Source organism: Streptomyces sp. NPDC093111 (assembly GCF_040683955.1).
Lineage (GTDB): Bacteria > Actinomycetota > Actinomycetes > Streptomycetales > Streptomycetaceae > Streptomyces.
Genome location: NZ_JBFBNW010000005.1, coordinates 81,443 through 93,561 on the forward strand (window position 1 = coordinate 81,443; position 12,119 = coordinate 93,561).

Consider the following 12,119-nt stretch of genomic DNA (forward strand, 5'->3'; position numbering starts at 1 on the left):
CGTCGTGGCGCCGGGCACCCGCCCCGGGGTCGCGGCGACCGGCGCGCCTTCCGTGTGCGCTGACCAGCCGCCCGCCCCAGGCGCCCGCTCCCTATAGTTGGTCATGTGCCTGACAGTCGTGGCGCTGTGCCACTCCCATGAACGGCACCACACCCCGAAGGGAGCGATCAGCGCATGACCAGCCCTGAGAGCACGGGACCCGCCTACGACGTCGTCATCAGCGGTGCCAGCCTCGCCGGCAGCGCCGCCGCCGTCCTGCTCGCCCGCCGCGGCGCCCGGGTCGCCCTGCTGGAACGCCGCTCGGACCCCGCGGCGTACAAGGTGCTCTGCACCCACTCGATCACCGCCAACGCCTTCCCCGTCCTGGACGAGCTCGGCCTCGTCCCCGCCCTGGAGAAGGCCGGCGCCGTCCGCAACGAGGCCCGCTGGTACACCCGTTGGGGATGGATCGAGCCCCGGGCCGCGCCCGGCGGGCCCGAGCTGCCGTACGCGTACAACGTCCGGCGCAGCGTCCTCGACCCGATGATCAGGGCCCGCGCGGCCGAGACCCCCGGCGTCGACCTGCTCCTCGGGTACCAGGTGACCGGGCTGCTGCGGGAGGACGGGCGCACCGCGGGGGTGCGCGCGTCGACCCCCGACGGCGAGCGCGAGCTCCGGGCCCGTCTGGTGATCGGCGCCGACGGCAAGGACTCGGCCGTGGCGAAGTTCGCCGGGATGCCCGCCCGGCAGCACGAGAACGGCCGCTTCGGCTACCTCGCGCACTTCCGCAACCTGCCGCTGGAGGGCGGGATCGGCCAGACGTGGTTCCTGGAACCCGACATGGCGTACGCCTTCCCCAACGACGACGGGGTGACCGTCCTCGCCGTCCTTCCGGACAAGAAGCGGCTGTCCGCCTTCCGGGAGGACCTGGAGGGCAGCTTCCTCTCCTTCGTCCGCGCCCTTCCCGAGGCGCCGCCGATCGACTCCGCCGAGCGCGTCTCGAAGATCATCGGCACCGTGAACTACCCGCTGCACAGCCGCAGGCCGGCCGCTCCGGGCGTCGCGCTCATCGGCGACGCCGCCCTCACCGGCGACCCCCTGTGGGGCGTGGGATGCGGCTGGGCCCTCCAGTCGGCGCGCTGGCTGACGGACGCGATCGCCCCCGCCCTGACGGGCGGGGGAAGGGCCGGGGGTGCCTTCGACGCCCTCGACAAGGCCGTGGAGTCCTACGCCCGCGGCCACCAGCGCCGGCTCCGCGGCCACCAGCAGCTCGCCGTCGACTTCGCCTCGTCCCGGCCGTTCAATCCCGTGGAACGCCTGGTCTTCTCGGCGGCGGCCCGGGACGAGGCGATGGCCCGGCACATGTACCTCTTCGCCTCCCGCCTGATCGGCCCGCTGCGCTTCCTGAACCCCGCGATCGTCGCGAAGGCCGCCGCGATCAACCTCAGGCACCGGCGGGCGGTCGCGCGGACGACGGGCTGACCCCGCCGCCGGCGCGACCGCCACCCGCCGCCCGCCGCCCGCGCGAACGCCGCCCCCGGCCTACCCGGAGATCTCGATGACCCCGTCACCGGCCGATGCCGGGGCCGGCACCGCCGCGGCCTGAGCCGTGGCCTTGGCCGGCTTCTGCCCCGTGATGCCCTGGAGGAGCGCGGCGAGGTCGACGCCGGTGGTCGAGGACAGCAGCTCCATGCCCTGGGCGACGTTGTCCGTCACGGTACGGGTCAGACTGCCGGCGCCGTCGGTCGAGATGACGGTCAGCTTGTCCACGGCGGACAGCGGCTCGGACGCCTTGGCGACGATCTGCGGCAGCGCCTCCACCATCATCTGGAGCATCGCCGCGTCCCCGTACCGGTCGAACGCCTCCGCCTGCTTCTGCATCGCCTCGGCCTGGGCCGCGCCCTTCGCCGCGATGGCCGCGGCCTCCGCGTCGCCCTCCAGGCGGACGGCGTCGGCGATGGCGGCACGGCGGGCGCGCTCCGCCTCGCCGCGCTTGACGCCCTCGATGGCCTCGGCCTCCGCCAGCGCCTGACGGCGCTGCTTCTCGCCCTCACCGGTCAGCCGGGACCGCGCGGCCTCCGCCTCGGCCGCCGCGATCGCGGCCAGCCGCTCGGCCTCCGCCTGCTTGACCCGGGCCACCCGCTGCGCCTCGGCCTGCTGCTCCGCCTCGTACCGCTTGGCGTCGGCGGGCTTGCGGACCTGGGTGTCGAGCTGCCGGTCCGTCAGGGCGGCCTGCCGCTCGGCGACCTTCTCCTGCTCGCTCAGGATCTGCTGCTGCCGGGCCGCCTCGGCCAGCGGACCCGCGGCGTTGGCCTGGGCCGCCGCCGCGTCGGTCTCGGCCTTGATCTCGGCCTGCCGCAGGTACAGCGTGCGCTGCGCGACCGCGATCTCCTCCTCCGCCTTGAGCCGGGCCTGCTCGGCCGCCCGCCGGGCGCTCGCCTCGGCGATGTCGGCCTCCTGCTTGGCGCGGGCGGCCTCCGGCCTGCCGAGGTCCTCCAGGTAGGAGCCCTCGGTGGTGATGTCCTGGATCTGGAAGGCGTCGAGCACCAGGCCCTGCCCGGACAGGCTCGCCTCCGCCTCCTCGGCGACCTGCCCGGCGAACGCGGCCCGGTCGCGGATGATGTCCTCGACCGACATGCGGCCGACGATCGAGCGCAGCGCGCCGGACAGCACCTCCTGGGTGAAGCCGACGATGCCGTCCTGCTGCATCAGGAAACGCTGGGCCGCGGCGCGGATGGAGTCCTCGGTGCCGCCGACCTTGACGATGGCGACCCCGTCCAGGTTGGCCTTGACGCCGCGCAGGGTGACGGCGCCGCGCACGGCGATGGGGATGTGCCGGCTGGACAGGTCGAGGCTGAACTTCTGCTGCACGAACGGGATGACGAAGACGCCACCGCCGACCACGACCTTCTGGCCGCTGTTGTCGGTGAACACCTGCCCGGTGTCCGGATCGGTGGACTTCTTGCCGCGGCGGCCCGTGACGATGAACGCCTCGCTGGGACCGGCGACCTTGTACCGGGTGATGACGACGAGACCGAGCAGGACGAGCAGGACGACGATGCCCACGACGGCCAAGAGGACAGGGCTCATGACGAGAGACCCCCTTCGAGCGGAACGGAACAGAACAGGCGGGGGAGGGAGCGGGAGGAGAGAGGAGCAGCGAGGCGGGAATGGGGACGGCGCCGTACGCGGCAGCCGTCAGCGTTCGACCGGGCGGACCGTGACCGACGTGGACGAGAGCACGCCCTCGACCCAGACCTCGGCTCCGCGCGCGACGGGCGCGTCGGCCTTCGCGGCGTACTTCACCGGCTGTCCGGCGAGCCGGAGCAGCACCTCGCCGTAGCCGCCGGCCGGAATGGCGGTGACGACGGAACCGGAACTCCCGGTGAGGTCCTCGCCCTTCGGCGCGGTCGCGCCGCCGTCGCGCATCAGCGCCCGGCTGAACCGGCCCACGCCCCAGGCCACACCGGCCCCCGCGACGGCCCCCGCCCCCGTGGCGCCGGCGGCCCCCAGGCCGGTGGTCCCGAGGACGATCGCCCCCGTGAACCCGAGCGCCGACACGAAACCGGCGATCGCCGGCAACGACAGGAACCCGTCGAGCCCTCCGCCGAGTCCCTCCAGGGCCCCGCCGAAGCCGTCGAGGACGCTCTCCAGCACTCCGTCGAGGAGCAGGCTCAGGACGAGCAGCACGAGACCGCCGATGCCGAGACCGAGAAACCATGCCATGCCCCTGCCCCCTTCGGCCGCGGTGCGCTGTCTGCCGTCAGATGAATCGTTTCATCGATCCGGGGGAGGACGCATTGCCGGACTCCGGCAATCTTTACGCGTTCTTGATGCCGCCTCACAGCTCCCGTTCCGGCCAGCCCAGCAGGCGGGCGCCGATGACGGCGGTCTGGAGTGTGTACCGCTGCGTGGGGTCGGCGGGGTCGACCCCCGTCAGACGGTGGATCCGGTCGAGCCGGTACGTGACGGCCCGCACGCTCAAGGACAGACGGCGGGCCGCCTCGGTGGTGACGCAGCCGCTGTCGAAGTAGGCGGTCAGGGTGTCCAGGAGCGGCCGGGCGCCGCCCCGGGCCTGCCGTACGGGGCCGAGCACGGTGCTCACGAGGTCGGCCATGGCCTGCCGGTCGCGCGTCAGGACCGGATAGACCAGCAGGTCCGCGGCGTGCAGCACCGGCCCTTCGAGCCCCATGCGCGCGGCCAGGTCCAGGGCGTTGAGGGCCTCCTCGTACGAGTGGACGACCCCGCCCGGCCCCGGATGCGCCCGCCCGACGGCGACCAGGCCGCCGCCGTCGGTCGCCGCGTACGCCTGCTTGGCGAAGTGACCGAGCACATCGGGCTCGTCGGCGGGCGCGACGCAGATCAGCCGCCCGTCCTTCGTGGTCAGCAGGATGCGCCGGTCGCCGAACCGGGCGAACAGCGAGGACTCGACGGCCCGGGAGACCGGGAACCCGTCGCCGTACGGCTCCGGCCCCTGGGCGACGGCCACCGCGTGCGCGTGCGAGAGCAGCAGCCCGAACCGCTCGGCCCGCTCCGCGAGCCGCCCCAGATCGCTCCGCCCGTACAGCAGGTCGTCGATGAACTCGCGCCGCGCGGCCTCCTCCTGCCGTACGGCCAGGGTCTGCGCCCGCTCGTGCCCCTCCGCGAACGCGTCGACCGCCTGCTCGACGGCGGCGAGCAGCCGACCGTCGTCGGCCCGTCCACCGCCCGGCCGCACCTGCCGCGCGGCGGCAAGATGGGCCCGGACGAGGAACCGCAGCCCCAGCCCGGCCTCCGCCGCCCGCTCCCCGCGCGCCCGCAGCGCCTCCAGCTCCTCACGGGTCAGCCGCCGGCCCGTGGCACAGACACCGGCCAGCACCTCGGCATACCCCTCCAGGTACTCCTCCACCGGCATCCGTTCCGCCATGACCTCTCCCCGTGACCCCGTCCGCGACCTGCGACGGTTCTCCGACGCGCGGTCATCAAGGGTGGCACGGGACGGCGGGGACGCCGCCGAGGGGGTGCGCGGCGGGCGGCTCGGGGCGGCGGCCGGGTCCCGCTACCCGCTCTCCGTCTCCCCGAGGTCCAGCTCGGCCCACACCGTCTTGCCGTCCTCCCGGTACCGCACGCCCCAGCCGGTGGCGAGCGCCGCGGTGATGTGCAGGCCGCGGCCGCCCTCGTCCACGGCCTTGGCGTGCCGGAGGTGGGGCGCGGTCAGGGCGGCGTCGTCGACCTCGCACACGAGCGTCGTCTCACCGCGGATCAGGCGCAGGGTGATCGGCGCGGTGCCGTAGCGGACGGCGTTGGTGACGAGTTCGCTGACGACGACCTCGACGGGGTACGTGTCGGCGTCCGGCCACCACTCCCGTACCCGCCGCTCGGCCTGCCGTCGCGCGGGGCCCACGGACCGGAGCTCGGCGGGCACCGGCCAGGCCGCGACGTCCCGCTCCGGCAGCCGCCGGGTACGGGCGACCAGCAGGACGCGGTCGGGGGAGAGCAGCGGGGCGACGTCGTCCGCCATCGCCTCCGGGGCGCGGTGGGGCTCGGCGAGCGCCGTGACGACCTCGGCGGCGGTCGGGCCCTCGTCCCGGGAGCCGGCGGGGGAGGCGAGGCAGATCGTGCTGCCCTCGGGCAGGATCAGGCCGACGCTGGCGAACGGCGGCCCCTCCTCGCCGAGCAGCGGGCCCTCGGCGAGCGGCGCGGTGTCGACCGAGCCGTCCGGGCGGACGATCGTGAGGAGCGAGGCCCCGGCCCGCGCGATGTCGAGCCGCCCGTGGACGGGGTCGTGCACGGCGAAGGTGCAGTGCGCGGTGGGCTCTTCGGCCGTGCCGTGCGGGTCGCCGCGCGGGTCGCCCTGCTCGCGGGCCAGCCGGAGGACCGTCGCGTGCAGGCGGGCGAGGAGCTCGTGCGGGTCGAGGTCGAGCGTGGTGAGGCTGTGCACGGCGGTCCGCAGCCGGCTCATGGTGGCGACCGCGCTCGGTCCCGGGTGCTCGACCTGCCCCACCACCAGCGCCACCCGGGCGCCGGGGAGCGGCAGCGCGTCGCACCAGGACCCGGCGCCGGTGCCCCCGGCCCGGCGCCGCTGGGCGATCTCGGCGGCGCGCTGGGTCTCCCGCTCCTGGCGCAGCGGCCAGGACTGCAGGGCCGTCATGACAGCGTGCTCGCGGGTGAACCGCAGCGCGTTCTCCAGGGCCGTCGCGGCGCGCGTCATGATGCCGTGCGCGAGGTCGAGATCGGCGGGCAGGAACGGTTCGGCGCCCGGCAGCCGCTCGAAGGACACCGCCCCGAAGACCTGCCCCCGTACGGCCAGCGGCGCCACCAGCCGTACCGACTCCTCGCCGGGCACCGGCGCCGGCGCGACCGGGAACGGGTCGCCGAACAGACCCGGCAGCAGCACGGACCCCGCCGCCGGCACCGCCCGGCCCGCGTCCCGGGCCGCTGCGGCGGCGCAGCGCATCAACATGCCTTCCGTACCGGCGAGTTCGGGGTCGCGCCCCTGGAGGACGGCATCGGTCAGGGCCACGACCACCACGTCCGCGAAACCCCCGTCGAGCGCGACGTCGACCAGCTCGCGGGCGGTCCGTTCGACGTCCAGCGTGCGCCCGATCCGCTCGCGCGCCTCGTGCAGCAGCCGCAGCCGGGCGTTGGCCCCCTCCCGTTCGGTCACGTCGACCGTGGTGGCGACCAGACCGACGACCCGGCCCGCGTCGTCGTGGAGCCGGTACACCGACACGGACACGACGTGCTCGCGCCCGGGGTCGGCGGGCGGCCGGCTCCGCACCAGCGCGTCCCGTACGGGCGTGCCCGTCACCAGGACGTCGAGCAGCACGCGCTCGTCGACGGTCACCCCAAGGAGCGCGTACGCGTCGGCGGCCGAACGCCCCACGACCTGCTCCTCGGGCACCCCGCGCATCCCTATGGCCACCGGGTTGACCCGTACGACCCGCAGCTCGGTGTCGAGCACGTGCAGACCCACGGCCGACTGGGTGAACACGGCATCGAGAACGGCTTCCCCCAGCTCCCCGGCACCCCCGACCCGCCTCCCCGCCCGGGCCCCCGTCTCCGCCCCCACCCGCCACGCGCTCTCGCCCGCCCGCTCCATCCACCCCGCTCCTCGCCCCGGTGTCGTCAGCTCACCCTCCATCCTGCGACGTGCCCCGGAGATCGGCACGGCGAGCGAGGCGGAAGCAGGTCAAGCGATTCGACCCAAGATCACCCGTTCCGGTGAACGAGGCACGGGGTGTCGACGCGCGTACAGGCGCTGTGGCGATCATGGCGCCGAGCCACCCCTTCCCCGTCCACCACGAAAGGCGGCACCAGATGAGCCCGAACGGCGAACAGAACGACGCCCCCACCCCCTTCACGGCGAACCAGCAGGCCCAGATCGCGAGTTCGGGAATCTGGGCCTCGGGCACCGAGGTCTCGGCCGACGTCACCGCGTTAACCGAAGCGCTGGTCGCCACGCTGAGCGGTTCCGCCGAGTCGGTGCTGCTGCCGCCCGAGCTGCAGGAGCTCGTCGACCAGGTCAAGGCGAAGGCCACGATCGGCTTCCCGCGGATCACCGCGGACGACGGCGTCCGGCTCTCCGCGTTCAGCATCAGGCTCAACGGCGACGAGCCCCGCCCGGTGGTCGTCGTGCCCTCCGGCTGGACCCCGCTGGGCTGGACGATCTTCGCGTACCTGTACCTGCGCCTCGCCCTGCGCGGCTACCACGTCCTCGCCTACACCCCGCGCGGCATCGGCCAGACCTTCCCCGTCCCGGGCGGCGGCTTCATCGACGCCCCCTTCACGTCCCAGGGCACGGTGGACATCGCCGGGCCCAACGACTGGGCCGACGGCTCCACGGTGATCGACTACGTGCAGGAGCGCTTCGCGCCGAGCAGGGTCGCCTTCCTCGGCGAGTCGTACGGCTCCGGCATCAGCCAGCTCGTCGCGGCCCACGACCCGGCGGGGCGCGTCGACGCCGTGGTGGCGCTGAGCACCTGGGGCGACCTGCAGGCCGCGCTGCTCGGCAACGACACCCGGCACCTGGCGGCGGTCGACGCGCTGGTCGCGTTCACCGGCGGGCCGGAGGAGCGGAAGTTCGACGAGGCGACCCGGCAGCTGCTCGCGGACTTCCGCGCGGGCGTCAACCTGGACGACGTACGGGCCTGGGCGGCGGAGCGCTCGCCGCTCTCGTACATCGACCAGACCAACGCGCGGAACATCCCGACGTTCTACTCGAACACCTGGCACGAGACCCTGTTCCCGGTCAACGGCCTGCTGGCCGCCTTCGAGCGGCTGACCGTCCCCAAGCACCTCAACCTGTGGATCGGCGACCACGCCGCCCCCGAGGGCACCGGACTGACCGTCCCCGGCCCCAACGTCCCCGTGGAGGAGGCCCTCGCCTGGCTCGACCACCACGTCCTCGGCACGAACAACCAGGTGCCCGACTGGGAGCCGGTCAAGAGCCAGGTGATGTTCGAGCCGACCGTCCGCGAGTCCCACAACGACTGGGCCGAGCTGACCACGAGCACCGAGACGCTGTACCTGGGCGCGGCGACGGCCGGACAGGACGGCGCCCTCGGCACGGCCCCGTCCGACGGCTGGCAGGTGTCGTTCACCACCGGCGAGCTGACCGAGGCGAAGGCCGTGGACGAGCTCCTGAAGACCGGCCAGCAGGAGTGGAAGGGCAACCCGAAGACGTACGTGACCGGGAAGTTCGACCGCACCTACCTCGCCACCTGGACCTCCCCGGCCGGCGCCCGCCGGGTGCGCGGCATCCCGCGCGTCCGGCTGGCCGTCACTCCCGCCGGGAACTCCGCGACGCTGGTGGCGTACCTCTTCGACCTCGCCCCCGACGGCACCGCCCGCATCATCACCCACGAGCCGTACACCCTCGTCTCGGACGAGCCCGGCCGGTCCGCCACCGTGTCCTGGGACCTCCAGGCCGCCTCGTACGACGTGGCGGCCGACCACCGGATCATGCTGGTCGTCAACGCCAAGGACGCCCTCTACTCCGACGCCAACCCGGCCCTGGCCACCCTCCGCGTCGGCTCCACCGCCGGCGTCGAGGCCCGCCTCGACCTGCCCCTGGGCTGACCCCTCGCACGCACACGCCCGCCCCGCGTCCTGGTGACAGCGGGGCGGGCGTCGTCGCGTGAGCTCTGCGTCGCGTGAGCCCTGCGTCGGGTCAGATCTGCATCGGGTCAACCGTGTATCGGGTCAACCGTGCGTCGGGTCAGCCCTGCGTCGCGGTGTCCTCGCCCGCCGGCCCGGTGTCCTCGGCGGCGCGCACCTTCTCGCGCATCTTGCGCACCAGCTCCGCCTTCTGGTCGGCCGCTCCCTGGCGGTCCAGGTTGCGGTGCGGGCCGTTGTTCTGCCGCTCGGCGCGGGACTGGCGCTTGCGCTGGCCGCCGCCCTGGCCCACGGGGTTGTTGATGTTCTTGCTGTCGGTCACGGGTTCTCCCGGTGGTGATGTGAAGGTGATCTACGGATTCGTCGGTGGGGGACGGGCGCGGCGACCTCGTGGGACGTCAGCGGGGGCCCGTCACGCTCTCACTCGTAAATCGGCGTCTGGAAGAACATGACAACGACGGTACCCGCTTCCGAGGGCCCCGCGCGCCACGATTTCGCCCCGCCCGGCGTCGGGCGGGGCCAATCGTGGCGCGCGGGGCCCTCGGCCGCTCCCCGTCCCGTCGCGACCTCCGGGGGATCCCGCGGCCGGAGGAACGCGCCGGGTGCTTCACGCGGCCTTGGTCAGGGTGGACCGGTCCGTACGGGGAGCGTGCCGGGCGGTTGCCGTGAGGGCGGTCGGGGTTCCGCGTCCGTCGTGGCGCGGCCACAGGAGGAGGGCGCCGATCGCCCCCGTCACGGCGAGGGCCGCGAGGACGGACCAGGTGACGGTGGAGCCGGCGGTGGCGCCGAGCCAGCCCGCGACGGGATAGGTGATCAGCCAGGCCAGGTGGGACAGGGAGAACTGGGCCGCGAACGCCTCGGGGATCGCGTTCCGGGCCACGGAGGCGCGCAGGACCTTGCCGGTCGGTGTGATGACCAGGGCCATGCCGACGCCGATCACGGTCCAGACGATCGCCGTGCCGGTCCAGGTGAGCAGACCGGTCGCGGTGAGGGCGACGGCGGCGACCGTGCCGGCGGCGAGGACGCCGGCGCCGGTCGTCATGACGGTGCGGGCGGGGATCAGGTCGAGGACGCGGGGCAGCGCGAGGGCGGCCAGGAGGGTGCCGGTGCCGGAGGCGGCGAGCATCCAGGCGACGTCCGACTGCGTGCCGCCGAGTTCGTCACGGACGTGGTTGACGGTGCTGACGACGACGATCGAACCGGCCGCCGCGACCACCAGGTTCAGCGCCATGACGCCGCGCAGCCGTGGCGTCCTGAGGAAGGTCTTGATCCCGGACGCCGCCTTGTCCCACGCCTTGGTGTGACCGCTGGGGCGGGCGTCGGGGATACGGGTCGACAGGACGAGCGCGGCGGAGACGAGGAAGCCGGCGGAGGTGCCCAGGAACAGCCGGTCGAAGCTCAGGAACGTCAGGGCGACGGCGGCCAGTACGGGGCTGAGCAGGCTCTCCATGGTGGAGGCGACCTGGGAGGCGGACAGGGCCCGCGTGTAGTCGGCCTCGTCGGCGACGATGTCGGGGATGACGGCCTGGAACGTCGGGGTGAACGCCGCGGAGGCGGCCTGGAGCAGGCCGATCAGCACGTAGATGTGCCACACCTCGGTGACCAGCGGCAGGGCCAGGACCACCGCGCCGCGGATCGCGTCGAGGAGGAACAGGAATCTTCTTCTGGGAAGCCGGTCGACGTACGCGGCGGCCAAGGGCGCGATGGCCACGTACATGAGCATCTTGATGGTCAGCGCCGTGCTGAGCACGGCGCCGGCGCGCGGACCGGCGAGGTCGTAGGCGAGGAGCCCGAGGGCCACCGTGGTCAGCCCGGTCCCGAACAGGGCGATGACCTGGGCGCCGAACAGATGGCGGTAGTCGCGGATGCCGAACAGACGCATGGCGGGTTCCTTCCGTGTCCATGCGGGGGAGCGCGGCCCCGGGGCGGGGGCCGCGCCCCGCGCGTACAGGCGGGGGATTTCTCGGATTTCTGAGACATGGGTGCGGCTCTTCCGGGTGTGGGGGCGGTCAGTGTGCGTGGTGTCCTTCGTGTCCGTGGTGCCCGTGCTGCCCGTGGTGCTGGTCGCCGTGCGCGGGCGCGGCCTCGGTGGTGTGCACGGTGAACTCGGCGGTCCGGACGACGCCGCCGTGCTGGAAGTCCAGGTAGAGGCGGTACGTGCCGGCCGAGGGCGCGACCGCCATGAAGCTGATCCCGGGCCCCGGCGCGGTGACGCCGTCGCCGGGGTGGCCCTCCGGGTGGACGTGCAGGTAGCCCAGGTCGCCGACGCGCAGGGCCACGAGGTGTCCATAGGCGGCCAGGTAGGGCTCCAGGTCGGTGACGGGCCGCTCGTCCAGGCTGACGGTGAGCTTCAGCTCGCTCGCCTCGCCGGGTACGAGCACGCCGTCGAGGGCGACGCTGTACGCGCCGATCCGCGCGGTGCGGGCGGCCTCGGGGAGCGGTCGCGGGTCGTACGTTCCGGCGACCGCGACGTCGATCCCCAGGGTCAGGGAGCCGTCGTGCCCGACCGGGTGGATGTCGGTGAAGAACCGCCAGTCCCCGGGCTCCAGGTCCAGCTCGGTGCTCCAGTCGCCCTTCTCGTCCCGCACCGGGTGCACATGCTGGAACCCGGCCGTGTCCCGCCGGACGGCGATGAAGTGCACGTCCTTCTCGTGCTCGGCGACGAACTCGGTCACCGGCCGCCCGTCGGGGCCGATCACCCGGAACCCGACGTGCTGCCGCGGCCCGGCGGCCAGGATCGCGGAGTCGACCTCAAGCGTGTACCCGCCCGCCGAGACCGACAGCCCACCGGGCTGACCTCCGCCGTGGGCACCGTGACCGCCGTGGGCACCGTGGGCTTCGTGACCGCCGTGGGCACCGTGACCGTCGTGGCTTGCGTGGTCGGTGTGGTCGGTGTGGTTCTGCATGGTGTGTCTCCCCGGGGTGCTGCGCCGTGGCGTCGTCCGCTCTGGACGATGATCACAACCATATACCCCCCTGGGGTATTCCGCGAGGGCAAAAAAGGCCACCGCCCACCCTTCGACCGCTGCCCACCACCTGCCGTC

9 protein-coding genes are annotated in these 12,119 nt (G+C 73.8%); 2 read left to right on the forward strand and 7 right to left on the reverse strand.

What is annotated here, in order from left to right:
- Positions 1-174 precede the first annotated feature (174 nt).
- Positions 175-1,461 (forward strand): NAD(P)/FAD-dependent oxidoreductase, encoded by a 1,287-nt coding sequence (locus AB0Q96_RS09730; protein WP_365323469.1) that lies wholly within the window; start codon positions 175-177, stop codon positions 1,459-1,461.
- A 60-nt stretch (positions 1,462-1,521) separates the two neighbouring features.
- On the opposite strand, the gene AB0Q96_RS09735 is transcribed toward AB0Q96_RS09730, so the two are convergent.
- The 4 genes from AB0Q96_RS09735 to AB0Q96_RS09750 all read right to left on the reverse strand — a co-directional run bounded on the left by AB0Q96_RS09735 (position 1,522) and on the right by AB0Q96_RS09750 (position 7,102).
- Positions 1,522-3,069 carry an SPFH domain-containing protein gene (locus tag AB0Q96_RS09735; protein ID WP_365323471.1) on the reverse strand — a complete coding sequence of 516 codons (1,548 nt, stop codon included), beginning with the start codon at positions 3,067-3,069 and terminating at the stop codon, positions 1,522-1,524.
- 108 nt (positions 3,070-3,177) lie between these two features.
- Complete coding sequence (locus AB0Q96_RS09740; RefSeq protein ID WP_365323473.1) at positions 3,178-3,705, reverse strand: hypothetical protein; 528 nt, start codon at positions 3,703-3,705, stop codon at positions 3,178-3,180.
- A gap of 115 nt (positions 3,706-3,820) precedes the next feature.
- On the reverse strand, positions 3,821-4,885 hold the full coding sequence (locus AB0Q96_RS09745; protein ID WP_365323475.1) for a helix-turn-helix domain-containing protein: 1,065 nt from the start codon (positions 4,883-4,885) through the stop codon (positions 3,821-3,823).
- A gap of 132 nt (positions 4,886-5,017) precedes the next feature.
- Positions 5,018-7,102, reverse strand: coding sequence for a SpoIIE family protein phosphatase (locus AB0Q96_RS09750; protein ID WP_365323477.1), 2,085 nt, complete (start codon positions 7,100-7,102; stop codon positions 5,018-5,020).
- 176 nt (positions 7,103-7,278) lie between these two features.
- Between AB0Q96_RS09750 and AB0Q96_RS09755 the strand changes: the two genes are divergently transcribed.
- Positions 7,279-9,039 carry a CocE/NonD family hydrolase gene (locus AB0Q96_RS09755; RefSeq protein ID WP_365323479.1) on the forward strand — a complete coding sequence of 587 codons (1,761 nt, stop codon included), beginning with the start codon at positions 7,279-7,281 and terminating at the stop codon, positions 9,037-9,039.
- A gap of 139 nt (positions 9,040-9,178) precedes the next feature.
- On the opposite strand, the gene AB0Q96_RS09760 is transcribed toward AB0Q96_RS09755, so the two are convergent.
- The 3 genes from AB0Q96_RS09760 to AB0Q96_RS09770 all read right to left on the reverse strand — a co-directional run bounded on the left by AB0Q96_RS09760 (position 9,179) and on the right by AB0Q96_RS09770 (position 11,981).
- Positions 9,179-9,397 (reverse strand): DUF6243 family protein, encoded by a 219-nt coding sequence (locus tag AB0Q96_RS09760; protein ID WP_365323481.1) that lies wholly within the window; start codon positions 9,395-9,397, stop codon positions 9,179-9,181.
- A gap of 285 nt (positions 9,398-9,682) precedes the next feature.
- Entirely contained in the window at positions 9,683-10,957 is a 1,275-nt protein-coding gene (locus AB0Q96_RS09765) for an MFS transporter (protein WP_365323483.1), read from the reverse strand.
- A 127-nt stretch (positions 10,958-11,084) separates the two neighbouring features.
- The gene (locus tag AB0Q96_RS09770; protein ID WP_365323484.1) at positions 11,085-11,981 is read right to left on the reverse strand and encodes a hypothetical protein; all 897 of its coding nucleotides are present in this window, start codon (positions 11,979-11,981) and stop codon (positions 11,085-11,087) included.
- Positions 11,982-12,119: the final 138 nt, after the last annotated feature.